The organism is Aeromonas sp. ZOR0001, from assembly GCF_000801015.1.
GTDB classification, from domain to species: domain Bacteria; phylum Pseudomonadota; class Gammaproteobacteria; order Enterobacterales; family Aeromonadaceae; genus Aeromonas; species Aeromonas veronii.
This window is the reverse complement of sequence record NZ_JRJY01000057.1, coordinates 39053-62343: the sequence shown is the minus strand read 5'-3', so window position 1 is coordinate 62343 and position 23291 is coordinate 39053. Positions and strand designations below refer to the sequence as shown.

Below are 23291 nucleotides of genomic sequence, written 5' to 3'. Positions count from 1 at the left end.
ATATAATGAAAAAAAATATAAAATATGTTTTTTATAAGGTTTTGTGAAAACATATAGATCTCACATTGACATATCATACGCTCAATATAGCTCAAAATTAAACTTTCTTCATTTTTAAATGAAAAATATATGATGACTACTGGATTGCTTTATAATATTTACATATTTAACTTTAAAGATTACTCGCACGCCCTGTATCTAGAGTTACAACGCCGAACGACATAGAATGAATCGATGCCTATTATGAACGCTGCCCTTTGCATACATACATCTCCTCATCTGCTTGCCGGAGTAGTTGATCTAAATCAGGTGGAATACTAGCATCGTAAATAACAATTCCTAAGGAGCATGACAACTGGTATGGCTTACCACTATGACTATTGAAGTCATCTATTGCATGATTCAGCCGCTCTTTAATTCTCTGACAATGTTCACTACCAGTGCCAGGTAAAAGGACAACGAATTCATCCCCACCAAGGCGAGCGAATATATCAACATCGCGGAATACTCGGCATAACAACTCGGCCATATGTCGCAACGCGTCATCGCCAATGTCATGACCAAACTTATCGTTAATTAGTTTGAAGTGATTTAGATCTAAAAAAAGTAAGGCCGCTGGGTGTTTTACACGAAATGCATATTTCAAACTTTTTTCGGCGAGCAGCATGAATCCTCTACGGTTAGTTATCCCCGTCAATTCATCTATGGTTGCTCTCTGAACGGCTTGTAACTCACTCTCAACCATGGATGCCAAATCAGCTAACAGCGCTTGGTCTCGTGGGCTAAAACCCCTGGGTTTAGAGTCTATGATGCACAATGTACCCAGCTTCAAACCGTTCCCAACTTCTAGTGGATGGCCTGCATAGAAGCGAATGTGTGGTTCCCCCGTGACTAAGGGGTTGTCAGAAAATCGTGGATCTTGGGCCGCGTCTTCAACTACAAACAGTTCTTCACCGAGAATTGCATGACCACAAAAAGAAATGTCTCGCGGTGTCTCCAATACCGGCAACCCACAACATGACTTGAACCACTGTCTGTTTTCATCCACCAATGAAACCAATGCGATGGGCACATCAAACATGTTGCGAGCCATCCTGGTAATCCGGTCAAAACGCTCCTCTGCGGGGCTATCAAGTATCGCTAAACGGCGCAATGCGTCTAAGCGAAGCGGTTCGTTATCCGGTACTACAGGGCTTTGCATCAACATCTCCTTGTTGTGTGGGCACTGTACGCTGCCAACATATACTGTGCATCTGTAGATCTGATGTACTGACAGTATATTACAGTAGGTAGACCTATGATTTCGAGCCATCTCATCTTTGATGACAGGAGCAGTGTTTGCACTCTTGGTAGCGTGGTTGTCGCTCGCTCGACAAACAAGAGCTCGCCTAGAATCCCCCTAGTTTTATTCGACCATCCTAGCAAAAAGCCATTCCGCAGTTAACTTGTTTGTCATTAATGAACTAACCTCATATCATCAAGTCTCCCAGTTTTTGCATCTGGATGTTTCACGATGGTCAGAGTCATTTTTCAAGCCAAGGTACATACCTCCGTTGACTCAGGCGGGTGGGTCGAAGTCCCACATTTATGCTTGCAACACTGCGTTATAGAGGACTTTAAGGCTCACCCTCGCTGGAGAAGATTCATCTCATCTTTAGAGCTGGATGAGATTCTCGAACAGCACACCACTAGGTTGTTTGGGGAGGCCAGGCGATTAGATCTGAACACTGTGCCTGAAGGTGTCTCTGTAGATGTGTTCGGGGCTTTGGCTATTGTTACTATAAATTTGATGCAGTGTGACACATACCATTGAAAATATAATATATTCAGACACTTATGACTTTAAAGCTCAGGCCATCGTCTTCATCGTAGACAAACCTTAACGTTCAGATTGTATGAACGGTAGTAAGTAGTTATCGAGCAAGTCGTCCTGAGGGGGCTCGTTCAGGTTCGAGGAGGGTGATCACAATGATGGGCTCATTTAAAGCTTTCTGGTATGGTTAGCCCATCAGATTTTTTCAGACAGGATGTCGGTGTAATGAGTGATAAAACCCAGTGGAAAACATGGTCATTGATTTCCCGCATGCGTCTTGGGTTAGTTCTGCTTTTCGTCCCCATATTAATTCTCGGGGCTATTTATTACTATCATATGACCGTCACTCTGCAACGTGATTTACAGCAACAGTTAGTATCCAAGAATGATCAACTTCATAATGTTTTGATTAAGCCATATATTGATACCCTCACAACACAGTTTGAGCTTATCTATCGCAATGTTGATTATAAAGACTTTATAGATAACAAGATCAAACATCAGTCTGAATACTTAAAGGACTGGCGGCGTTATCAGGAAACTGCTGGGCTACAATACATCTATGTTGGCACAGAGCATCGACAATTGCTTGTTCATCCTGAATGGCAACCAGACTCAAATTTTAACCCACGCATAAGGCCATGGTATCAACTTGCCGTTAAAAATAAAGGCAAGATGGTTTGGACTGAACCATATTACGACTACATTTACGGAACGCTATCCCTCTCATTAGCTAAAACAATTGAAGATCCGACAGGGAAGTTAGTTGGTGTTTTTTCAATTGATACATTACTTCAACCCATATCAAAGTGGCTTAATTATAAGCAAGATGCTGGGTATCAGATGTTGGTGAATGGGGCTGGTAAGATTTTAGTTCATCCAGATAAAGAGCTAATGTTTACTCCCATGAAAAATATGACCTGGCTTTCAAAGTTCACAAAAGAAAAAGGCGTATTCCATGATAAAGAATCTGAGATGTTTGTGGCATATAACAAAGTCGATGGTCAAGACTGGATCTTGGTTAGTGTCGTTCCAGAATCTACATTACAAGGTGTCATTGAGAGTGTGTCGCTTAATGTTCAAGGTATCATCGCACTGACCTGCATTTTTTATCTCTTGCTAGCTTTGGCTTGGTCTAAATATTTTCAAAAAATGCTCAATGAGCTATCAAATGTTATTCGGTCAAGTCGTAACAATTCATTAAAATCACCTAAGAATAGAATGGTTGAGTTATCACATGTGTATGACGAAGTGGCAAAATCGACACATGAATTATCAGAAGCTCGCTTACAGGCTAATGTTGACCAACTGACAGGTTTATACAACCGTAGATTTTTTGACATAAAGCTATCTCAGCTATTAAAAAAGCAAGAACCATTTTATTTAGCACTGTTAGATTTAGATGACTTTAAAAAAGTGAACGATACGTTCGGACACCAAACTGGTGACTCTGTATTAAAAAGAGTAGCGAAACTTGGAAATTCAATTTTTTATGAGCATGGCTGGTTCTGTCGATATGGTGGAGAAGAATTAGCTGTATTGTTTGAAGTGGGCTCAGGGAACTTAGCGATATCTTTACTGGAGGCATTAAGGCATGGTGTTGAGCATCTGGACTGGCGTGAAGATGCTCTTCGAGTAACACTCAGTGGTGGGGTTGCTGTTAGTAAAAAAGATATTAGTGCAAAAGAGCTTATAAATGCAGCTGACATTCAGGTTTACAACGCTAAACGCGATGGTAAGAATCGAATTTACGAGTGCATATCAATAACTACTGTTCATGACACCATGTAGCGTGAATCCCATATGATTGATATATATGCAAGAAATAAATTGAAGTTTTACTATTCAGTGCCTTAGGCACTAATTTAACCAGTTATTGTAAGGGTATCTCCTTCGATAGAATTCGTTATTAGATTGTTATGACCTTCAATTATGAGTGTTTATTGATGAAATAATAGCCGTGGGTGTACAAAACTGGTTTATCTTCGCTGCGTAGCAGCGGAATAATGGTGAGCTGCTTAAATTTAATTGAAGCTCTCATAATTAGTAAATGGACAGTTTTCCGAATTTTTCAAGTGGGGTAAATGAAATAAATTTCAAAAAATGATGAGATTGGTTGTTTTTGAAGCATTCTGTGGGGATTCGCCTATCAGAACCCTCGATTTAGTTGCACACCCCATGCTGAATCCGCCCCACCAAATGGATAACTGCCTGAACCCCCATCGGTGTATTCAGCAATGTGGCTGGAGCCACGCCACCGAGGCCCCAGGCTGGTCTGTTTAGCCATGACAACGCCTTGGCAGTATCGTTCTTGTTGAGGGATAGTGCCGCATCGAGTGCCTGTACAACGCCGTATACCCTGGCACCCTGAGAGATTGATAGGGGAGCCCCAATCCTCAGCTTGCGAGCAACAGTGTGGCGGCTAATGCTTACTAAGCGGCATATCAAACCTATGTCTGCACTCATCAATTCAGCCAGTCGATGAATGCTGCCAGGAGCTACGCCAGCCACGATCCATAGATGTGCTCCTAGTGGGTCACGAGGAATACCAAGACCTTCTAGGAGACGGTTCGGAGTAACTGCGTCACTACTAGGATGACAGGTTGCATAGGGCATCATGTAGCACTCCTCATTGTACAAACACGACCTCTCATGAGCTATCCTACCCCAAACTGTCGTTTTGAGTGGAAAATTAACAACCAAATGCCCCTACATTGAGGAGGGCTGATGACCGAGTTGGTCTGTACTGAACCAGGTTTAGGCATTGAGCTGGGGACTACTTTTCAGGTTCTATCGGAGAACGGCTCTGAATGGGAAATCCTGTTGGGGAATGAATACCGAAGGGTCAACAAACGCAGCGGGCGCGTTACAGGTTGGAAAACACCTCCAAAATTTGAGTGCAAAGGCATCCAAAAATAACATATCAAATAAGTGCTCAATGCTGGTTATGCCAGTAATAATGTTGACTAGCGGCTTCACCTTTCATAGAATCAAGGCACAGGGAGATTCGCTACCCTAAGTGCGAAGTTGAAACAAGGGAGAGTCGTTACCCTGAGTGCGAAGTTGAAAAAATGCTGAAACCCTGCCTCGTTGCGGGGTTTTTTGCTTTCTGGAGACATGGATGTGTAGTGGCCTAGTCATCCAAGACTTCCTCTTAAGTTAAGAGGGGCGAAGTGTCTGGATCCTCAAGGGGCAAATCTAAAATTTCTTATCATCGACTCATTCTGTGAGCCAATGATATTGTCCTATCGGCTCATTTCGTGAGCCGAACAAGATCCTTCATCGGCTCATCTGGTGAGGTGGTCTCAACGCTCACTACCACTTGGATTTAATTTTTAGCTACATATTTTCATAGCAGATTGGAGCTAGGCCAATAAGTAGATCCAAACGCAATTTAGCTCAGGATTTTTAAATGATGCTTTTTCGAATCATCTTGGTGCCAAAAACAGTGGAGCTGATGCTGGGATTGAGAGATAATTTTCCTGATATAAAAATGTGATACATGAGGATAAAAATGAACGATTTTTTGAAAATACTGATGAATATTCGTAGTCTGCGAGCTGCATTGCGCGAGCTCTCTTTCGAGCAGCTGGTCGAAATCAGAGAAAAATTCGAAGAGATTTTTGCTGAGCGTGAGCAGCAAGAGAGCAAATTGAGAGAAGAGTCCGCTGAACGCCTGCAAAAACTGGCTGAGTTTACCGAGCTGCTGAAACAAGCGGGCATAGATCCGAGTGAGCTTGTTGGTACTGCAACCACTGCAAAAGCAGAGGGTACAGTAAAGAGCAAGCGCGCTCCTCGTCCTGCAAAATACAAATACACCGAAGACGGTCAGGAGAAAACCTGGACTGGCCAAGGTCGCATGCCCAAGACCATCGCAGAAGCAGTGGCTAATGGTCGTGCATTGGAAGAGTTTTTGATCTAGTGCTGAGAGCCCATGCCAGCTCGGCGTGGGCCTTTAATTCTATTTCTAGTAGGAGCCCATATGGGGAGAACATTAGAGGATATCATCTCATCCGAATCACCCGAGGTTGTCCAGAGAGCCCAAGAGATCGCAGACGAGCAATTGGTTCGTCTGAGTGTGACTAAATTGCTTGCAAATCTCGGGACGGGTGATGTTCCTACGATAGATACCGATGTTCTCGATGGTTTGTTGTCGCTCAAAAAATCAGTTGAGAGCCATGACTGTCGGTTGAGTTTATTTGTTCATATGCCTGACGGCACTCATCATGGTGTCAATATTTAACTAAAGATCGTCATCGGTACGTTAATCGCAGATTTTATCTACCAAATAAAAATAACACCCCATGGCGATGCTTTTTCAAACTCCCTCGGTGTGCAAGCGGATCTGATAGCGTGTATTGCGTCCGCCACCAGGTAATTTCTCAATACATCCCTTTTTCACCAATGCAGCCAGATGGCGTGTGGCCGTGGGCTTACTGACTCCGGCGACTTTTTGATATTGACTGGCACTGATGCCATTTTCAAAACCTTGTTGGCCGCCATCCAATAAACGGTTAATAACCTTGGTTTGCTCTGGACTCAGACCATCATGACAGTGCTGCAACCAGAAATGTTTTTTGGCAAGAGAACGGTCAATAACCTGTAACGCCAGCTCTATGGCGTAATCCAGTGTGTCGAGGAACCAACAGATCCAGGAGGTAATATCTAGCGAGCCCCTCTGCGCTGACTCAAGCGCTCGATAGTAGTCACCCCGCAGCTCTAGAATCGCAACTGACATGGCATACAGCCGGATGCTTTGGCTGTCAGCCTGTGACAGCGCGAGATCGGTCAATGCCCGCGTGAGCCGCCCATTACCATCATCAACGGGATGCAGGGTCACGAACCAGAAATGGATGATTGCCGCACGAAGAAGGGGATCCATCGTGGGGTCATGCCGAGTCTGGTTAAACCAGGGGATGAACTCGGCCAGTTGATCGTCCAGTGTTGCTCTGGGCGGTGCCTCAAAATGCACGGTGGGGCGATCAACACGCCCAGAGACAACCTGCATCGGCTCATCTCCTCGCAACTGCCCTACGTTCACTGGCTGCACCGACCATTCGTTGGCGGGGAACAGCCAACGATGCCATTGGTAAAGCCGCTCAATCGTCAATGGCTGTCCATGATTGTCGATGGCGTCCAGCATCATGGCCGCGAGCCCCTCTGAGCGATCTGACACGGGATAGGACGGAGTTTCTGATCCCCCTAACCGCCTAGCCAAGGAGGAACGCACGGATTGGGCATTGAGACGCTCACCCTCAATAGCGGATGAGGAGATGATGTTAGCCAGTAACGTATCCAACGTTTGGTCGGAGTTTCCCAATCTGGAATGACTACCTATTAGCATTCCCAGCCTGCGTTGAGCATGCCGTAATCTGGGCAATATCTCGCTATCCTGCCAACGAAAATGGGGCCAATCAGCTTGTTGCCAAATCCAAAATGGTTCCATTATTTCCTCATCCAACGTGCTAGGGTCTCAATAATGAGCCGACCCAGCCCATCATTCGGCTCAATGTTTGAGCCGAATATAACACATGCAGCAGAACAGCAGAGCTGGTAGAGCTGGTAGAGCTGGTGATGAGGATGGAGATCCAGGCTGAAAATCTCAGACCGGAGCTAATGAAAAACTGGATTTATTGCTGCTGTGTGGCGCTACAGCAACCAGTAGATAGACAAGGCGGGAGCTCGTTTTCGTTTCGAATGCTTTTTGGGAGCTTGCAGCTTGCGCTGCATGAAGCCACGCACACGCAGATGCCCTTAGGTCTGCTCACTCATATGCCTGATGGTACTCGCTATGCCATCACTGTGAATAATTATAGGGAAATTTAGTTTTATCTGGGTGAAGAGATAATTATTTGGCAAATATATCTATGGCAGCAGATCGCGAATGTCACACCCCATAACCCTGGCAAGACGATAAGCCTTTTCCAGGGTGACATTGACCTCACCACGCTCAATTCGTCCTACGTAGCTTCTATCAATTTCGGCCGCATATGCGAGTGCATCTTGCGATACGCCCAATTGAAGCCGTCTATCACGTACAGCATCACCAAATTTTTTTGCTAGCTCTTGCATGTCTCGCCTCTCGCTGGCGAGCACTATCTCTGGTTGTCTGGCTAACGACCACGGATTATAATCCGCAAACGAGTTTAGATTTCCACTAAGTGTTTTCGTTCGAGGCCCAGGATTACTTATGAGCTCCCAGACCGTGTGGTTACCAACCGCGCTCTACACCGCACTCATTCGATGGCAGATGGATGACTTCACTGCGATAGGATTTGTAAATGCCATTTTTGGTGACAAAGCAGAATCGCAGATACGTCAGCGGCGTTATCGTTATACCTTCATTTATCGGCATCTGATCAAGCTCGTAAATAAGGGACTTCTAAAAAGGAAGCATGTTGATGATGGGAAGCGCTGTTCTCATTTCATCAGGACTCCCAAGTTCGATGAAGTGCATTTCAAAGAGGAATTTATTGGGCCTTGTGCGCTTGTAACGGAATCGGGTAAGGAGCGTAAGTCGGAAACGTATGAATCCGTCCTGGAAGGACTGATCGCGAGAGCACAGCACTACCGTAAGGGGTTGCAGGAATGTGATTCAATGCTCGCTGAGTACCAGCAATTAAGAGTGGACTTCTCCATATTGGATCCAGCGATTGAAAGTGCCATCAGCAATACCGTTGCAGAGAAACGCGATTTGCGGGGCAGGCTGGAGGCCGTGGAGAGGCTTTTGAGGGGGTTGATTGCGTTCAGAAGCGCCTCTTGATGTAACCGTTCAGCGTCAGGGGCTTGATGCACACAGTTCGGAGGGAATGGGGTAATCCGTTTTCTCGATGCGGGCTCGGACAATGGTATGCAGTCACTCTTGGGGGCAACGTCCCAAGCGTTTGGTCGTCTCAACCAACGAAAGTAAGCGTTGACGAAACAGATCCCCCACTCTGGGCGATAACAGCCACGTTGCGCAGTACATGTGCCCAGCAGAGCAGGCGCAGACTCGTGCAGACAAACCGGTAGCCAGCATACAGGCCCGCCACCAATACGCCAACCAACTCCTACTCCAGCAGGCGTTCGGGAGGATCTACTTGGCCCGCAGGTTCCAGTGACTCAGGTCGAGCAAAAGCCTGTCGTGGAAGTCAGGAATGAAGGGAGCAAGGTGCTAGAGGCTAGAGCACGCTCTTATCGGTTTGAGCTCCAGGGATACCAGGCTACGTTCGCCGAATATTGTGAGCTACGAACAGATTTCCCCGCGTTAGAGGCGACCATTGATAATGTGCTTAGGCACACCTGTAAGGAGTTTCGGAGTTTACGAGGACGGTTGGCAGCCGTAGAGGAGGTAATGAGGGCGTTGGGGAGTTCCGCGTCAGTCCGCTAATGTCATCCCTTCTATATAAGTCGATTTCAACAACATGACCCCAGATGTCCAGCATTTGCAGGTCATATAGTTTCCAGGTCGCGCAGTATAGGTGCGTGACTTCTATCCTTCCTTCTCTTGGGAGCTGTGCCAGCTGATTTTGCACAATGACCCCCTCTTAAAAGGGGATCATAGCCCCCGAAGTGTGCAGTTTTTGTTTTGCACAAGAGGTTTTTTGGTGCTAGGTTCAGTGTTAGTGGTGTTTTGTGCAGTTTTTGTGTTGCATAAATTTTTTCGGCCTGCCGTTCAACATCGCCAGCTACGCCCTGCTGACCCATATGATGGCCCAGCAGTGCAATCTGGAAGTGGGTGACTTCGTCTGGACTGGCGGTGATGTGCATCTTTACTCCAACCACATGGAGCAGACTGCGCTGCAGCTCTCCCGCGAGCCGCGCCCGCTGCCGACCCTGGTGATCAAGCGCAAACCTGACTCCATCTTCGATTACAAGTTCGAGGATTTCGAGATCGAGGGTTATGACCCCCATCCCGGCATCAAGGCGCCCGTCGCCATCTGATAGCAAGGCGCCTCAGGGCGCCTTTTTTATGCAGTTAAATAATTGAAAATTCATTTTATTGATTAATAAGATGGTGGCCAGAGACGAGGAAAAACCTGCTTATAGCAGGTATGTTCTATTTTGCTTTCGGTTTTTTCGTTGTATTGAGCAGCAAGAAACGATTTTCCATTGGTTGTTGCAAGGGATAGACTCAAACCAAAGCAATACAGTGGAAAATTTAACCATGAGTGACGTAATCAAAAAGTTCCTGAAGCTGGAGGCCGCCTCCGGAATTATTCTGATCATGGCTGCCATGCTGGCAATGATTTTAGCCAATACCGCGCTGGCTGGCGGGTATCAGGCGTTTCTCGACACGCCGGTGCAGGTGCGCATCGCGGCTCTCGACATCAACAAGCCACTGCTGCTCTGGATCAACGATGGCTTTATGGCGATCTTCTTCCTGCTGGTTGGTCTGGAAGTGAAGCGTGAAATGCTGGAGGGGGCGCTCTCCTCTCGGGTGCAAGCGACTTTTCCGGCTATTGCGGCGGTGGGCGGCATGCTGGCTCCGGCATTGATCTATGCCTTTTTCAACTATTCGGATGAAGTGGCACGCGCTGGCTGGGCAATTCCGGCTGCGACCGATATCGCCTTTGCCCTCGGGGTGATGGCGCTGCTTGGCAAGCGGGTGCCGGTGAGCCTCAAGGTATTCCTGTTGGCGCTGGCCATCATGGATGACCTGGGCGTCATCATCATCATCGCGCTTTTCTATACCCAGCAGTTGTCGCTGGAGGCGCTGGCCATCGGTATTCTGGCAACCCTCACCCTGCTTTGGATGAATCGCCGTGGTGAGGACAGGATCAGCCTCTACATGCTGGTTGGTCTGGTGCTCTGGGTTGCGGTGCTGAAGTCTGGCGTCCATGCGACCCTGGCAGGCGTGGTAGTCGGTTTTATGGTTCCGCTTAACGGCAAGCGTTACGCCTCACCGCTCAAGTATCTGGAGCACAAGTTGCACCCCTGGAGTGCCTATCTGATCCTGCCGCTGTTTGCGTTTGCCAACGCCGGGGTATCGCTGGAGGGGATTGGCCTCTCCTCCCTGCTGAGTCCGGTGCCGATGGGGATCATGCTGGGGCTGTTTATCGGTAAGCCGCTAGGGGTGTTCACCATCAGCTGGCTGTCGGTCAAGCTGGGCATCGCCCAGTTGCCGCCCGGGGTCAACTTCAAGCAGATCTTTGCGGTCAGCATCCTCTGTGGCATCGGGTTCACCATGTCGATGTTTATCGCGTCGCTCGCCTTCGAGCACGGTGGGCTGGATTACGGCAGCTACTCTCGCCTCGGGATCCTGGTGGGCTCCACCATGGCGGCGGTAGTCGGCTATCTGGCCTTGCGCATGGCCCTTCCCAAGGGTGAAGGGGAACAGAGTACGGAGGGACTATGAAGCTGCATACAGGGTTGTTGATGCTGTTGTTGAGCCCCGCGGCATGGGCCGACGGGCTGGAGGATTGCAAGCAGGACGCCACTTCGGCGAACTGCTCTGCCTATCTGAACGGGGTGGTAGACAGCGCCCTGCTGCTGGGGGACAAGCAGGCCAAGGCGCGCTTTGGCGAAACCTTCTCCGAGCGGGCGCTGAGCAGTCGGGCTGGCGAGATGGTCAAGCGCTCCAACAAGCGTTATTGCGCTGACCGGATGCCGGACAAGGCACGCCTCAAGGCCAGTCTGATGGAGCAGTTTGGCGCGAACAAGGTTGACTCGGTTAGCGACATGTATGACATTCTGGCGGTTGAACTCAGCTGCTACCGGAGTCCGCGTCAAGCGGGAACCCCATCGGATGTCACACCTTAACTACAACCATCTCTACTATTTCTGGATGACTCAGAAGAAGGGCTCCGTTACCCAGGCAGCGGAAGCCCTTTTTTTGACCCCGCAAACCGTCACCGGTCAGATCAAGCTGCTGGAGCAGCGCCTCGGGGGCAAGCTGCTCAAACGCAAGGGGCGCTCTCTTGAAGCGACCGAGCTGGGCCAGCTGGTGTTTCGCTATGCCGACAAGATGTTCAGCCTCTCCTACGAGATGCTCGATATCGTCAACTACCGCAAGGAGAGCCAGATCCTGTTCGACGTCGGCATCGCCGATGCCCTCTCCAAGCGCCTTGCCAGCCGCGTGCTGCTCTCTGTCATCCCCAATGATGGTTCCATCCATCTGCGCTGTTTCGAATCGACCCACGAACTGCTGCTGGAGCAGCTGAGCGAACACAAGCTCGATATGATCCTCTCCGACTGTCCGGTGGACTCCAGCCAGCATGCGGGGCTGCTCTCCAAGCGGTTGGGCGGCTGTGGCGTCAGCTTCTTCTGCAAGGCGCCATTGCCCGAAAAGCCCTTTCCCGCCTGTCTGGAAGAGCGCAAGCTGCTGATCCCCGGTCGCCGTACTGCCATGGGGCGTCAGCTGACCCAGTGGTTCGAGCAGCAGGGGGTTTCTCCCAGCATTCTTGGCGAGTTTGATGATGCCGCCTTGATGAAGGCGTTTGGCTTCTTCAATCAGGGCATCTTCATGGCCCCGACTATCTATCGGGAGGAGATCCTCGAGGGGGAGGGGGTGATGCTGATCGGGGAAACTCAGGATCTGATGGAGGAGTATTACGTCATCTTCGCCGAGCGAATGATCCAGCATCCGGCGGTGAAGCGGGTCTGCGAGAGCGATTTTACCTTTCTCTTTTCCGGCCAGGAGAACTTCTCCGCCATCCAGCCGGCCACCCTGTCGTTTTAAAACGGCCCGTCACCACGTATCATCGGCGAGTGGTAGAGGAGAGATGTGATGCAACTTGAAGAGATGGAAGCCAATGCGAGTAAAGCGGTGGCCTTGCTCAAGGCGCTGGCCAACGAACGGCGGCTGTTTATTCTGTGCCAGTTGCTGGAGCGTGAACTGTCGGTGGGGGAGCTCAACGAGCGATTGGGATTGAGTCAGTCGGCCTTGTCACAGCATCTTGCGCTGCTGCGGCGGGATGAGCTGGTGACGACGCGTAAAGAGGCCCAAACGGTCTACTATTCGCTGCGCAGCCATGAGGTGCGTGAAATGATCAGTTTGCTGCATCGACTTTATTGCAGCGCAGATAAATAAAAAACCGGCACTAAGGCCGGTTTTTTCAGCTTTGATCAGCAGACGCTGATTAAGCCATAGCTTTGATCTGGGCAGACAGGCGGCTCTTGTGACGAGCAGCTTTGTTCTTGTGGATCAGGCCTTTGGTCGCCATACGATCCATGATCGGCTGAGCAACAGCGAAAGCGGCAGTCGCAGCAGCTTTGTCGCCAGAGGCGATAGCAGCAATGACTTTCTTCAGGTAGGTACGGGTCATGGAACGACGGCTGGCGTTGTGCTGACGGCGTTTTTCTGACTGAAGAGCGCGCTTCTTAGCAGATTTGATGTTAGCCAAGGTAAAACTCCTAAAACTGTCTTAGCGAGTGTATTGAAAAGGCCCGGAAATATGCCCTTCCAACCACATATTGTCAAATGATTTGTGCAAATAAACACCGCCTCCCGGTGGTGTGTCAGTAGGGAGACGGTTAAACTGTCGGCCGATTCTAGCAGCATTCTTTTCATTCTGACAGTTCCAGAGGCCTCGTCTTGAGTAAGAAATTGATCAAATCCGGCATGATAGTGTCCGGAATGACGCTGGCATCCCGCGTAATGGGCTTGGTTCGCGATGTGGTCATCGCAAATCTGCTCGGTGCCGGGGTGGCCGCCGACGTCTTCTTTTTTGCCAATCGCATTCCCAACTTTCTGCGTCGTCTGTTCGCCGAAGGTGCCTTCAACCAGGCCTTTGTTCCCGTGATGACGGAGTACAAGAAAAATGGCGACGAGGGGGAGGTGCGTGAATTGCTGGCGGCGGTGGCGGGCACGTTGGGGGGGATAGTGACTGTGGTCACCCTGCTTGGTGTGCTCGGTTCGGGTGTGCTGACCGCGCTGTTTGGCTGGGGCTGGTTCTGGGACTGGCTGCATGGCGGCCCTGCGGCCGAGAAGTTCGAGCTCGCCAGTCTGATGCTCAAAATCACCTTCCCTTACCTCTGGTTTATCACTTTTACCGCCATGGCGGGGGCTATCCTCAACACCTTCGGCCGCTTTGCGGTCTCGTCGTTTACGCCGGTGTTTCTCAACATCACCATGATTGCGGCGGCCTGGTGGATTGCGCCACTGATGGACAAACCGGAGATCTCGCTGGCGATTGGTGTCTTTTTGGGCGGTTTGGTGCAGTTTTTGTTCCAGTACCCCTTTTTGCGCCAAATCAACATGCTGGTATGGCCCAAATGGGGATGGAATCACCCTGGGGTGGTGAAGATCCGCACCCTGATGATCCCGGCCCTGTTCGGGGTCTCGGTCAGCCAGATCAACCTGCTGGTCAACACCATGCTGGCTTCTTTCCTGGCGACCGGTGCCATCAGTTACCTCTACTACTCTGATCGCCTGCTGGAGTTCCCCCTCGGGCTGTTTGCGGTAGCCATCAGTACCGTGATCCTGCCTGCGTTGGCCAAGAAGCATGTGGATGCCGATCCGGCGGACTTCTCCCGCACCATGGATTGGGGGGTGCGGATGGTGATGCTGCTCGGCCTGCCCGCCATGATAGGCATTGCGGTGATGCGCGAGCCCATTTTGCGAGTACTGTTCATGCGCGGCGAGTTCGGCCTGCATGAAGTGAGCATGTCGAGCGCCAGCCTGCTGGCCTCCACTACCGGTCTGCTCTCCCTGATGCTGATCAAGGTGCTGGCACCCGGTTACTACGCCCGTCAGGACACCAAGACGCCGGTGCGGATCGGGGTGATGTCGATGATTGCCAACATGCTTTGCAACCTCATCTTCATCTACCCGCTCGGTTACGTGGGTCTGGCGCTCTCGACCGCCTGCTCGGGCACTCTGAATGCGGCCTTGCTGTTCAAGGGGTTGTACCAGCAGAGCGTCTATCGTCCCTCCCGCCATACCGGCGTGTTCTGCCTCAAGTTGCTGGTCGCCAGCGTGCTGATGGGGGGCGTGCTCGCCTATCTGTCGCCAGACTTGGCCCAGTGGGGCGCATGGAGCATGGGTAAGGCCAGTTTGCAGCTGACCATGCTGCTGTCGCTGGGGGCTGCGGTCTATGCCGTGGTGTTGCTGCTGCTGGGCATTCGGCCGCGTCACCTTAAATCGGGGCAGCAGTAGCCGTGATCCTGCGGCGCCATGGGGATAGTGCCTCATGGCGCCGCAGGGGGCGTGATTGGGCCCGGATAGTTGAAATCAGGCTATGAGGGCTGACCCTGCCTGCTGCCTGATATATAATCCGCCGATTTCCATGGCAGCAACGCACAAGGCACTGATGGAGCTTATTCGCGGCATTCACAATCTCAAGCCCCGTCACCGGGGATGTGTATTAACCATTGGCAACTTTGATGGGGTTCATCAGGGTCACCATGCGGTATTGGCACGTCTCAAGGAGAAAGCGGCCCAGCTGGGATTGCCCGCCTGCGTCATGCTGTTCGAACCGCAGCCGCTGGAGCTGTTTGCCGGCACGGCAGCGCCCGCCCGGCTGAGCCGGTTGCGGGAAAAGTACGAAGCACTGCAGGGGCTGCATATCGATCGCATGCTCTGCGTGCGCTTTAGCCACCGCTTTGCCGAGCAGGCAGCCTCGACCTTCATCGAGCAGTTGCTGGTGGAAAAGCTCGGGGTGCGCTACCTGGTGGTCGGCGACGATTTTCGCTTCGGCAAGGGGCGGGAAGGTGACTTTCACCTGCTGGAGGAGGCGGGCCATCGCTTCGGCTTCGAGGTGATCAGTACCCAGAGCTTCCAGCTCGAACGGCAGCGGGTCAGCAGCACCCTGGTGCGTGAAGCACTCAAGGCGGGCCGGATGGCGGAGGTGGAGCTGATGCTTGGCCGTCCCTATACCATCAGCGGCCGGGTGGCCCACGGCGACAAGTTGGGGCGCACCATAGGTTTTCCTACCGCCAATCTGGCCCTCAAGCGTCAGGTGATCCCGGTCGGTGGCGTGTTTGCGGTGGAAGTGATATGTTCCGGCAAGACCTTCCCCGGTGTCGCCAATGTGGGTGTACGGCCGACCTTGAGCGGCACACAAGCCAGATTGGAAGTACATCTATTTGATTTTTCTGGTGATCTATATGGTCAGCAGGTCAAGGTGCTGCTTCGCCACAAGCTGCGCGAAGAGCAGAAGTTTGCCTCTTTCACTGCCTTGAAAGAGCAGATCGAACGAGATGCCCTGGCGGCCCGAGCCTGGTTCGGGCTGCCACAATTCAATTTACCCAGCACTCTTTTAGAAAAGAAGGGAACCCAGGACTGATGAGCGACTATAAACACACCCTGAATCTTCCGGAAACCGAGTTTCCGATGCGTGGCGATCTGGCCAAACGCGAACCCAACATGCTGAAACGTTGGTACGATCAGGATCTCTACGGCGCTATTCGCCGCGCCAAAGCGGGCAAGCCTTCTTTCATTCTGCATGATGGCCCCCCCTATGCGAACGGCAACATCCACATCGGTCACTCGGTCAACAAGATCCTCAAAGACATCATCATCAAGTCCAAGGGCCTCTCCGGTTTCGATTCCCCCTATGTGCCGGGTTGGGATTGCCACGGTCTGCCTATCGAACTGAAAGTGGAAGGCATGGTCGGCAAGCCGGGCGAGAAGGTTTCCGCTGCCGAATTCCGCGCCGAGTGCCGCAAATACGCCAAGACCCAGATCGAAGCGCAGAAGACCGACTTCATCCGTCTGGGTGTGCTGGGCGACTGGGAACACCCCTACCTGACCATGGATTTTGGCACCGAAGCCAACATCATCCGCTCCATGGCCAAGATCGTTGAAAACGGCCACTTGCACAAAGGCTCCAAGCCGGTGCACTGGTGTACCGATTGCGGCTCCGCGCTGGCTGAAGCAGAGGTTGAGTACTACGACAAGAACTCCCCCTCCATCGATGTGCGCTTCAAGGCTGTTGATGAGGCGACCGTTGCCGCCAAGTTTGACTGCGCCGAAGGCCACACTGGCAAGGGCCCGATCTCTGCGGTGATCTGGACCACCACTCCGTGGACCCTGCCAGCCAACCGCGCCATCGCCATGCACGCCGACCTCGACTATGCGCTGGTGCAAGTTGAAGGGGAGAACCCCGAGCGTCTGATCCTGGCCGCAGAGCTGGTCAAGGACGTCATGGATCGCGCCGGTATCGAGAAGTTCCACAATCTGGGCTATGCCAAGGGTGCCGCGCTCGAGCTGCTGCGCTTCAACCATCCCTTCTACAGCTTCGATGTGCCTGTGGTACTGGGTGATCACGTTACCCTGGATGCAGGTACCGGTGCCGTTCACACCGCACCTGGCCACGGTCAGGAAGACTTCGTGGTCGGTCAGAAGTACGGTCTGGAAGTGGCCAACCCGGTTGGCAGCAACGGTGTTTACCTGCCGGATACCGAACTGTTTGCCGGTCAGCATGTGTTCAAGGCCAATGCCTCCGTGATCGAAGTGCTGACCGAGCGCGGCGCCCTGCTGCACCACAAGGTGTTCAACCACTCCTATCCACACTGCTGGCGTCACAAGACCCCGATCATCTTCCGTGCCACCCCGCAGTGGTTCATCAGCATGGAGCAGAAGGGGCTGCGCAAGCGCGCGCTGGAAGAGATCGAGCGCATCGAGAAGGACGGCATTGCCCAGCAAGGCCAGAGCGGCTGGGTACCGGCCTGGGGTAAAAACCGCATTCAGGCGATGGTCGAGAACCGTCCTGACTGGTGTATCTCCCGTCAGCGCACCTGGGGTGTGCCCATCTCCCTGTTCGTCCATAAAGAGACCCAGGAACTGCACCCGGAATCCGTGCGCCTGATGCACGAAGTAGCCAAGCGTGTCGAGCAGTCCGGCATTCAGGCATGGTGGGATCTGGACAAGGCCGAGCTGCTGGGTAGCGACGCCGACATGTACGACAAGGTGCCTGACACTCTGGACGTCTGGTTTGACTCCGGTTCTACCCACGCCTCCGTGGTTGATGCCCGTCCCGAGTTCAACGGCAAGCCAGCCGACATGTATCTGGAAGGTTCTGACCAGCACCGTGGCTGGTTTATGTCCTCCCTGATGATCGGTGTGGCCATGAAAGACAAGGCTCCCTACAACCAGGTGCTGACTCACGGCTTCACCGTGGATGGTCAGGGTCGCAAGATGTCCAAGTCCATCGGCAACGTGGTGAGCCCGCAGGACGTGATGAACAAGCTGGGTGCAGACATCCTGCGTCTGTGGGTAGCGAGCACTGACTACACCGGCGAGATGACTGTCTCTGACGAGATCCTCAAGCGCTCTGCCGATGCTTATCGTCGTATTCGCAATACTGCCCGCTTCCTGCTGGCCAACCTGAACGGCTTCAATCCGGCGACCGACATGGTGGCGCCTGCCGACATGGTAGTGGTGGATCGTTGGGCTGTCGGTCGTGCCAAGGCGGTACAGGCCGAGATCATGGCAGCATTTGACGAGTACAACTTCCACGGCGTGACCCAGAAGCTGATGCAGTTCTGCTCCATCGAGATGGGCTCCTTCTATCTGGATGTCATCAAGGATCGCCAGTACACCGCCAAGGCTGACAGCCTGGCCCGTCGCTCCTGCCAGACCGCCCTCTATCACATCGCCGAGGCCATGGTGCGCTGGATGGCGCCGATCATGAGCTTCACCGCTGATGAAATCTGGGCACTGCTGCCGGGTGAGCGCGGCGAGTTCGTGTTCACCGAAGAGTGGTACGACGGCCTGTTCGGTCTGGAAGCGGGTGAATCCCTCAACGACGATTTCTGGGCCGAGATCCTCACCGTGCGTGGTGAAGTGAACAAGGCGCTGGAAGTGGCCCGTGGCGAGAAGCGTATCGGCGGTTCCCTGCAGGCCGAACTGACCCTGTTCGCCAAGCCGGAGCTGGCTGCACGCCTGAATGCCCTGGCCGATGAGCTGCGCTTCGTGCTGCTCACCTCCAAAGCCAAGGTTGTTGAGGCTGACACTGCGCCGGAAGGCTCTGTGGCGACCGAGCGTGATGACCTGTGGCTGAGCGTGGCCCAGTCTGCTGCCGCCAAGTGCGACCGCTGCTGGCACCATGTAGAAGATGTGGGCACCATCGCGGGTCACGAAGAGATCTGTGGTCGCTGTGTGACCAACGTTGAGGGTGACGGCGAAACTCGTCAATTTGCCTGATGAACATGACTCAACATAAAAGCGGCCTGCGTTGGCTGTGGCTGGCAGTGCTGGCCTTTGTACTGGACCAGGCGAGCAAGCTCGCCGTGGTCAAGTTGCTGCCATTTGGTTACCCGGGGGTGGAGATCACCCCCTTCTTCAATCTGGTTCACGTCTACAACAAGGGCGCCGCATTCAGCTTTCTGGCTGATCAGGGGGGCTGGCAGCGCTGGTTCTTCGCGGTGCTGGCTTTTGCCATCTGTGGATTGCTGATCCACTGGCTGCGCAAGCAGTCGGTGACCCAGCGTTGGAGCGGTATCGCCTATTCACTCATCATCGGCGGCGCCCTTGGCAACGTCTTTGATCGACTGGTGTTGGGCCATGTGGTCGATTTCCTCGACTTCTACTGGCAGCGTGCGCACTGGCCGGCATTCAATCTGGCCGACAGCTTTATCTTTATCGGGGCCGCCATGATTGTGCTGGACGGTTTCCGTGGTGAGAAAAAGGAGCAGGCATGAGCCAGCAGATCACCGCTAACAGCAGCGTGCTGTTCCACTTCTCCATCAAGCTGGAAGATGGCTCGGTTGCCGACAGCACGGCGCTGCACGGCAAACCTGCCCGCCTGCGGATGGGCGATGGCAGCCTGACCCCCACCTTCGAGCAGTGTCTGCTGGGCCTGTGCGAAGGGGAGAGCAAGAGTTTTACTCTGGCGCCGGAAGAGGCCTTTGGTCTCTCCAACCCCGACAACATCTACCATCTCGACCGTGCCAAATTTGGCGCCGATGTGGAGCCAAAAGTCGGCTCCATCATCCTGTTCGATCAGCCCAATGGCAGCGAGCTGCCGGGCATCATCCGGGCGGTAGCCGGGATGTCGGTCACGGTCGATTTCAACCACCCGCTGGCCGGTCATACCGTCACCTTCGAGGTGGAGATCCTGGGCGTTGATGATGAGGAGAAGGTGCATTAATGGATATTCTGCTCGCTAACCCTCGTGGTTTTTGCGCCGGTGTCGATCGCGCCATCAGTATTGTCGAGAGCGCGCTGGAGAAGTTCGGTGCCCCCATCTATGTCCGTCACGAAGTGGTGCATAACCGGTATGTGGTGAACAAGTTGAAAGAGGCGGGCGCAGTCTTCGTCGAGGAGCTGGACGAAGTGCCGGACGACAGCATCGTCATCTTTTCTGCTCACGGCGTGGCCAAAACAGTGCGCGAGATGGCCAAGTCCCGCGCCCTCAAGGTATTCGATGCCACCTGTCCGCTGGTGACCAAGGTTCATATGGAGGTGCATCGAGCCAGCCGCAAGGGCTCCGAAGCTGTGCTCATCGGCCACGCCGGTCACCCCGAGGTGATCGGGACCATGGGGCAGTACGAGAATCGCGAAGGCGGCATGTATCTGGTGGAGACGCCGGAAGATGTGGCCAAGCTCCAGGTGAAGAATCCGGATGATCTCTGTTTTGTCACCCAGACCACTCTGAGTGTGGATGAAACCTCTGACGTCATCGATGCGCTGCGCAAGCACTTCCCCAAGATCCAGGGGCCGCGCAAGGACGATATCTGCTACGCCACCCAGAACCGTCAGGATGCGGTGCGGGAGATGGCGGGGCTGGTGGACGCCATGCTGGTGGTGGGATCTCGCAACTCCTCCAATTCCAACCGTCTGCGCGAGCTGGCCGAGAAGGTGGGTGCCAGAGCCTATCTTATCGACGATGCGTCGATGATCGAGGCGAGCTGGCTGGAAGGGGTGAAGGCGATCGGCGTCACTGCAGGTGCATCCGCCCCCGAGGTGCTGGTGCAAAACGTGATTGCCCGTCTGCGGGAGCTGGGTGGCAAGGTGGTCGCCGAGCATCCTGGCCGTGAAGAGAACGTAGTCTTTGAGGTTCCTCCCGAACTTAGAATAATTTGAGTGCAGCCAGGAAGGCTTAAGAATAAAGTGTGTTGATAATGACGCCGGGTTTGTTCAAGAGACAGGCTCGGCGTTAAACTTATGAAGCAGTCTGTCACCAAGGATGGGATATGATTGGATACTTTCGTGGCTTTTCTCTTATTGAGTTGATGATTGTCATCGCCATCGTGGCGATTCTTGGCACCATCGCTTATCCCGCCTATCAGCAATATGTGCTGACCAGTCATCGTGTCGAAGCCAAGAGCATGCTGTTGAATGCGGCCAATCGGCAAGAAACCTATTTTATGGATTTCAATCAGTATGCATCCTCTGCTGCTGCTCTTGGTATCAGTAGTGCATCTGAGAATGGCCTGTATCAATTATCCATTGCCGTATCAGGTAACACCTACACCTTGTCAGCCAGTGCTGGCGCGGCGACGGCCCAAGCCAAAGATACCGATTGCACGGTGTTTTCGATTAATCAGTTGGGCGTCAAAAGTGCCTCTGGTGCAGCTAGCAATAGCTGTTGGGAATAGCCATGGCCATTCATGTTTCATCACATGAGAGGGGATTCAGCCTGCTGGAGGTGATGATCACCGCAGTCATCCTGTCGCTGGGGCTGCTTGGTCTGGTTGCTTTGCAAACCCATTCAAAATTTGCCAGTTATGAAGCTCGCCAGCGCACTATTGCCAGCTGGCTGGCTAACGATATGGTTGAACGGGTACGGATAAATCGCGATAGCTGGACCGCATCCGGTGCAGTGACCGTCAATCTTGCTGCCAACTTGCCACGCCCGACATGCGCCGCTGTAGATGGCACAATCAGCGCGTGCAGTGCTGCAGATTTACGTAATGCCGACCTTCACTACTGGCAACAAGCCCTGCTTGGTGCCAGTGTTTCGGGGGCGGCATCTTCCTTGAATTCACCGATAGGCTGCGTGGTGCGGCGGGCCAATAATGTATTGGCTGTCGGGATATTCTGGGCTGGCAAACAAGAGATATCTGATGGGGGGGCTGCTGCTGCCGCAGCAACGCTGATCAATGAGTGTCAACTCTCGACAGCAAATAATCTTTCGAGGCGCCAGTTTATTCTGACGACGACTTTATGAATTCTCGCGGTTTCACACTGGTAGAGTGGCTGGTCGCTATGCTGCTCGGTCTATTTTTGTTGGCGGGGGTATTCACAGTTTTTGTGATGTCTCGCTCCAGCTCTGAAGATGCTTTTGATCAAAGTGAATTACAGGAAAATGGTCGATTGGCCATTCGGTTGATTAGCCAGGATATCAAATGGGCTGGCTTTTTTGGAGCTTATACCGGCCAGCCTGTACAGATTGGCCCTTCTTTAAGAAATGACATTGTAATTGATGACGATGATGACTGCTTGGATGAACGTGACGTTGGCAGCTTACCATCAAATAAAGCGCCCATCAGGGGACTATGGGTGAGTCGGGTCTCGGCCACCAAATCGCTGGGGGGACTCACCTGTATTAAGGAGGCTGACCGAGTAGCCAATTCAGACGTGATCAGTATAAAGCGGCTGGTTGGCCGACCTATTCCTGAGACCGAAATTTTGGATGAAAACCGTTTTTATATGGCGACCAATAGCCAAGAGGCGAGAGTTATTCGCGGTATTAAGGGCAGCAATACCAGACCTATCTTTGGGGCCAATAATGAAAGTCAGCTTTGGGAATATCAGCACTATATCTATTACCTGTCACAAGATCATGGTATTCCGGTTCTGCGCAAACGTTACTTGACTGCTAATAGTGGCTCTTTCGAGATTGGAGGTGCTATGGCTGAAGGGGTAGAGAATATGGTGATGATGTTCGGTGTCGATGACTCTGTTATCCCTGATGGGCGGATCGACAGATATCTCTCAGCAGACCAGATGACCACCCAGCTCTGGAATGAAGGTCGAGTATTGGGAGTTCGGTTGTTTTTATTAATCAGAGCGGCGAAAGAGTCTGCACGTTACAAAAATAATAACACCTATCAACTTGGCAATCTGCCCCCGATAAAAGGCAATGGCGATGGCTATCGCCGCCTATTGCTGGAAAGCAGCATCGCATTGCGTAACCCGCAAATTGTTACCCGGAGTGGCACATGAGATCGTTTCAACAACAGCAAGGGATTGCACTGATAGTCGCACTGGTTATTCTGGTTCCTTTGACTCTGATTGCGGTAGTCGTCATGCAATCCAGTGGTATGAGTCTGAAGATGGCGGGTTCTAGTGCCAGTTTGCAACGAGCGGAGCACGAAGTTGAAGGTACTCTGGAGTCTGCATTGAGCGATACTTCTCTCTCAACACAAATTGCTACACAGACTATTGGGGTTTCCGCTGCAATAGGCACGACTACTCCATCTACTACCCTGACAGTCAATACAGAAAGTGTATGTAAACGCAAATTTGAAGCCAGTAGCCAGAATGTAACGCCAGCTTGTCGTTATGCTGAAGCCACCACATCCAGTGCTTATGGCAAGGTGAATAGCCAAATGGCCTTTACTGCCGGGGTAGAGCAACCCTTGCTCAGTGCTAATTAGGGAGCCAGTA

General features: G+C 52.2%; 24 protein-coding genes and 3 pseudogenes. 20 read left to right on the top strand and 7 right to left on the bottom strand.

Annotated features, from left to right (window positions below):
• Positions 1 to 241: 241 nt before the first annotated feature.
• Positions 242 to 1201, bottom strand: coding sequence for a GGDEF domain-containing protein (locus L972_RS07830; RefSeq protein WP_047437270.1), 960 nt, complete (start codon positions 1199 to 1201; stop codon positions 242 to 244).
• Between the two features lie 837 nt (positions 1202 to 2038).
• Here L972_RS07830 and L972_RS07820 point away from each other — a divergent pair.
• Positions 2039 to 3604: a sensor domain-containing diguanylate cyclase gene (locus L972_RS07820; protein ID WP_047437265.1), complete on the top strand. Its 1566-nt coding sequence runs from the start codon at positions 2039 to 2041 to the stop codon at positions 3602 to 3604.
• Positions 3605 to 3976: 372 nt separating this feature from the next.
• Here the strand turns inward: L972_RS07820 and L972_RS20700 are convergent, their stop codons facing one another.
• Positions 3977 to 4429, bottom strand: a complete 453-nt coding sequence (locus L972_RS20700) for an antitoxin Xre/MbcA/ParS toxin-binding domain-containing protein (RefSeq protein WP_081990706.1) — start codon at positions 4427 to 4429, stop codon at positions 3977 to 3979.
• A gap of 111 nt (positions 4430 to 4540) precedes the next feature.
• Between L972_RS20700 and L972_RS20695 the strand changes: the two genes are divergently transcribed.
• The 3 genes from L972_RS20695 to L972_RS07810 all read left to right on the top strand — a co-directional run bounded on the left by L972_RS20695 (position 4541) and on the right by L972_RS07810 (position 6056).
• Positions 4541 to 4732, top strand: a complete 192-nt coding sequence (locus L972_RS20695) for a hypothetical protein (RefSeq protein ID WP_042083548.1) — start codon at positions 4541 to 4543, stop codon at positions 4730 to 4732.
• Between the two features lie 595 nt (positions 4733 to 5327).
• The gene (locus tag L972_RS07815) at positions 5328 to 5735 is read left to right on the top strand and encodes an H-NS family histone-like protein (RefSeq protein WP_042024860.1); all 408 of its coding nucleotides are present in this window, start codon (positions 5328 to 5330) and stop codon (positions 5733 to 5735) included.
• A gap of 60 nt (positions 5736 to 5795) precedes the next feature.
• The gene (locus L972_RS07810; RefSeq protein ID WP_047437258.1) at positions 5796 to 6056 is read left to right on the top strand and encodes a hypothetical protein; all 261 of its coding nucleotides are present in this window, start codon (positions 5796 to 5798) and stop codon (positions 6054 to 6056) included.
• Positions 6057 to 6131: 75 nt separating this feature from the next.
• Here L972_RS07810 and L972_RS07805 read toward each other — a convergent pair whose 3' ends face one another.
• From L972_RS07805 to L972_RS20690, 3 genes and pseudogenes are all read right to left on the bottom strand, one after another.
• Entirely contained in the window at positions 6132 to 6959 is an 828-nt protein-coding gene (locus L972_RS07805; protein ID WP_231560909.1) for a Fic family protein, read from the bottom strand.
• Positions 6960 to 7025: 66 nt separating this feature from the next.
• Positions 7026 to 7259, bottom strand: a pseudogene (locus tag L972_RS21800) (DUF4172 domain-containing protein); the annotation flags it as partial.
• A gap of 419 nt (positions 7260 to 7678) precedes the next feature.
• Positions 7679 to 7885 (bottom strand): helix-turn-helix domain-containing protein, encoded by a 207-nt coding sequence (locus L972_RS20690; RefSeq protein WP_005895552.1) that lies wholly within the window; start codon positions 7883 to 7885, stop codon positions 7679 to 7681.
• 118 nt (positions 7886 to 8003) lie between these two features.
• Between L972_RS20690 and L972_RS07795 the strand changes: the two genes are divergently transcribed.
• A complete protein-coding gene (locus L972_RS07795; RefSeq protein ID WP_005895555.1) occupies positions 8004 to 8576 on the top strand; it encodes a hypothetical protein in 573 nt (190 codons plus the stop codon).
• 15 nt (positions 8577 to 8591) lie between these two features.
• Here L972_RS07795 and L972_RS22225 read toward each other — a convergent pair.
• Positions 8592 to 8744 (bottom strand): annotated as a pseudogene (locus tag L972_RS22225) (IS66 family transposase); the annotation flags it as partial.
• A gap of 698 nt (positions 8745 to 9442) precedes the next feature.
• Between L972_RS22225 and thyA the strand changes: the two are divergent.
• The 5 genes and pseudogenes from thyA to L972_RS07765 all read left to right on the top strand — a co-directional run.
• Positions 9443 to 9736: pseudogene (gene thyA / locus L972_RS07785) on the top strand (thymidylate synthase); the annotation flags it as partial.
• A 223-nt stretch (positions 9737 to 9959) separates the two neighbouring features.
• Positions 9960 to 11150 (top strand): Na+/H+ antiporter NhaA, encoded by a 1191-nt coding sequence (gene nhaA, locus L972_RS07780; protein WP_005358003.1) that lies wholly within the window; start codon positions 9960 to 9962, stop codon positions 11148 to 11150.
• On the top strand, positions 11147 to 11554 hold the full coding sequence (locus L972_RS07775; protein WP_047437252.1) for a hypothetical protein: 408 nt from the start codon (positions 11147 to 11149) through the stop codon (positions 11552 to 11554). Before nhaA ends, L972_RS07775 begins: the two co-directional genes overlap by 4 nt.
• Positions 11541 to 12473 carry a transcriptional activator NhaR gene (nhaR, locus tag L972_RS07770; protein WP_005340434.1) on the top strand — a complete coding sequence of 311 codons (933 nt, stop codon included), beginning with the start codon at positions 11541 to 11543 and terminating at the stop codon, positions 12471 to 12473. Before L972_RS07775 ends, nhaR begins: the two co-directional genes overlap by 14 nt.
• Before the next feature lie 48 nt (positions 12474 to 12521).
• Positions 12522 to 12824, top strand: coding sequence for an ArsR/SmtB family transcription factor (locus L972_RS07765; RefSeq protein WP_013724128.1), 303 nt, complete (start codon positions 12522 to 12524; stop codon positions 12822 to 12824).
• Positions 12825 to 12873: 49 nt separating this feature from the next.
• On the opposite strand, the gene rpsT is transcribed toward L972_RS07765, so the two are convergent.
• Positions 12874 to 13137: a 30S ribosomal protein S20 gene (gene rpsT, locus L972_RS07760; protein WP_005308808.1), complete on the bottom strand. Its 264-nt coding sequence runs from the start codon at positions 13135 to 13137 to the stop codon at positions 12874 to 12876.
• A 191-nt stretch (positions 13138 to 13328) separates the two neighbouring features.
• Between rpsT and murJ the strand changes: the two genes are divergently transcribed.
• The 10 genes from murJ to tppD all read left to right on the top strand — a co-directional run bounded on the left by murJ (position 13329) and on the right by tppD (position 23281).
• Positions 13329 to 14891: a murein biosynthesis integral membrane protein MurJ gene (gene murJ, locus L972_RS07755; RefSeq protein WP_047437247.1), complete on the top strand. Its 1563-nt coding sequence runs from the start codon at positions 13329 to 13331 to the stop codon at positions 14889 to 14891.
• 154 nt (positions 14892 to 15045) lie between these two features.
• On the top strand, positions 15046 to 16020 hold the full coding sequence (gene ribF, locus L972_RS07750) for a bifunctional riboflavin kinase/FAD synthetase (RefSeq protein WP_019445579.1): 975 nt from the start codon (positions 15046 to 15048) through the stop codon (positions 16018 to 16020).
• Positions 16020 to 18881, top strand: coding sequence for an isoleucine--tRNA ligase (gene ileS / locus L972_RS07745; RefSeq protein ID WP_047437242.1), 2862 nt, complete (start codon positions 16020 to 16022; stop codon positions 18879 to 18881). The genes ribF and ileS overlap by 1 nt, the downstream gene beginning before the upstream one ends.
• A complete protein-coding gene (gene lspA, locus L972_RS07740) occupies positions 18881 to 19378 on the top strand; it encodes a signal peptidase II (RefSeq protein ID WP_005340447.1) in 498 nt (165 codons plus the stop codon). Before ileS ends, lspA begins: the two co-directional genes overlap by 1 nt.
• Positions 19375 to 19827, top strand: coding sequence for an FKBP-type peptidyl-prolyl cis-trans isomerase (fkpB, locus tag L972_RS07735; RefSeq protein WP_047437240.1), 453 nt, complete (start codon positions 19375 to 19377; stop codon positions 19825 to 19827). Before lspA ends, fkpB begins: the two co-directional genes overlap by 4 nt.
• Positions 19827 to 20762 (top strand): 4-hydroxy-3-methylbut-2-enyl diphosphate reductase, encoded by a 936-nt coding sequence (gene ispH / locus L972_RS07730; RefSeq protein WP_047437237.1) that lies wholly within the window; start codon positions 19827 to 19829, stop codon positions 20760 to 20762. Before fkpB ends, ispH begins: the two co-directional genes overlap by 1 nt.
• Before the next feature lie 110 nt (positions 20763 to 20872).
• Positions 20873 to 21277 (top strand): type IV pilin protein, encoded by a 405-nt coding sequence (locus L972_RS07725; RefSeq protein WP_005358030.1) that lies wholly within the window; start codon positions 20873 to 20875, stop codon positions 21275 to 21277.
• Positions 21278 to 21279: 2 nt separating this feature from the next.
• Complete coding sequence (pilV, locus tag L972_RS07720) at positions 21280 to 21849, top strand: type IV pilus modification protein PilV (RefSeq protein ID WP_047437234.1); 570 nt, start codon at positions 21280 to 21282, stop codon at positions 21847 to 21849.
• The gene (locus L972_RS07715; RefSeq protein WP_081990704.1) at positions 21846 to 22847 is read left to right on the top strand and encodes a PilW family protein; all 1002 of its coding nucleotides are present in this window, start codon (positions 21846 to 21848) and stop codon (positions 22845 to 22847) included. The genes pilV and L972_RS07715 overlap by 4 nt, the downstream gene beginning before the upstream one ends.
• A complete protein-coding gene (tppD, locus tag L972_RS20685) occupies positions 22844 to 23281 on the top strand; it encodes a type IVa pilus pseudopilin TppD (RefSeq protein WP_081990703.1) in 438 nt (145 codons plus the stop codon). Before L972_RS07715 ends, tppD begins: the two co-directional genes overlap by 4 nt.
• Positions 23282 to 23291 lie beyond the last annotated feature (10 nt).

Coding starts and splice junctions, on each gene's coding strand:
- L972_RS07830 (WP_047437270.1), bottom strand. CDS start 1,201: ATGCAAAGCCCTGTAGTACCGGATAACGAACCGCTTCGCTTAGACGCA.
- L972_RS07820 (WP_047437265.1), top strand. CDS start 2,039: ATGAGTGATAAAACCCAGTGGAAAACATGGTCATTGATTTCCCGCATG.
- L972_RS20700 (WP_081990706.1), bottom strand. CDS start 4,429: ATGCCCTATGCAACCTGTCATCCTAGTAGTGACGCAGTTACTCCGAAC.
- L972_RS20695 (WP_042083548.1), top strand. CDS start 4,541: ATGACCGAGTTGGTCTGTACTGAACCAGGTTTAGGCATTGAGCTGGGG.
- L972_RS07815 (WP_042024860.1), top strand. CDS start 5,328: ATGAACGATTTTTTGAAAATACTGATGAATATTCGTAGTCTGCGAGCT.
- L972_RS07810 (WP_047437258.1), top strand. CDS start 5,796: ATGGGGAGAACATTAGAGGATATCATCTCATCCGAATCACCCGAGGTT.
- L972_RS07805 (WP_231560909.1), bottom strand. CDS start 6,959: ATGATGCTGGACGCCATCGACAATCATGGACAGCCATTGACGATTGAG.
- L972_RS20690 (WP_005895552.1), bottom strand. CDS start 7,885: ATGCAAGAGCTAGCAAAAAAATTTGGTGATGCTGTACGTGATAGACGG.
- L972_RS07795 (WP_005895555.1), top strand. CDS start 8,004: ATGAGCTCCCAGACCGTGTGGTTACCAACCGCGCTCTACACCGCACTC.
- nhaA (WP_005358003.1), top strand. CDS start 9,960: ATGAGTGACGTAATCAAAAAGTTCCTGAAGCTGGAGGCCGCCTCCGGA.
- L972_RS07775 (WP_047437252.1), top strand. CDS start 11,147: ATGAAGCTGCATACAGGGTTGTTGATGCTGTTGTTGAGCCCCGCGGCA.
- nhaR (WP_005340434.1), top strand. CDS start 11,541: ATGTCACACCTTAACTACAACCATCTCTACTATTTCTGGATGACTCAG.
- L972_RS07765 (WP_013724128.1), top strand. CDS start 12,522: ATGCAACTTGAAGAGATGGAAGCCAATGCGAGTAAAGCGGTGGCCTTG.
- ribF (WP_019445579.1), top strand. CDS start 15,046: ATGGAGCTTATTCGCGGCATTCACAATCTCAAGCCCCGTCACCGGGGA.
- ileS (WP_047437242.1), top strand. CDS start 16,020: ATGAGCGACTATAAACACACCCTGAATCTTCCGGAAACCGAGTTTCCG.
- lspA (WP_005340447.1), top strand. CDS start 18,881: ATGAACATGACTCAACATAAAAGCGGCCTGCGTTGGCTGTGGCTGGCA.
- fkpB (WP_047437240.1), top strand. CDS start 19,375: ATGAGCCAGCAGATCACCGCTAACAGCAGCGTGCTGTTCCACTTCTCC.
- ispH (WP_047437237.1), top strand. CDS start 19,827: ATGGATATTCTGCTCGCTAACCCTCGTGGTTTTTGCGCCGGTGTCGAT.
- L972_RS07725 (WP_005358030.1), top strand. CDS start 20,873: ATGATTGGATACTTTCGTGGCTTTTCTCTTATTGAGTTGATGATTGTC.
- pilV (WP_047437234.1), top strand. CDS start 21,280: ATGGCCATTCATGTTTCATCACATGAGAGGGGATTCAGCCTGCTGGAG.
- L972_RS07715 (WP_081990704.1), top strand. CDS start 21,846: ATGAATTCTCGCGGTTTCACACTGGTAGAGTGGCTGGTCGCTATGCTG.
- tppD (WP_081990703.1), top strand. CDS start 22,844: ATGAGATCGTTTCAACAACAGCAAGGGATTGCACTGATAGTCGCACTG.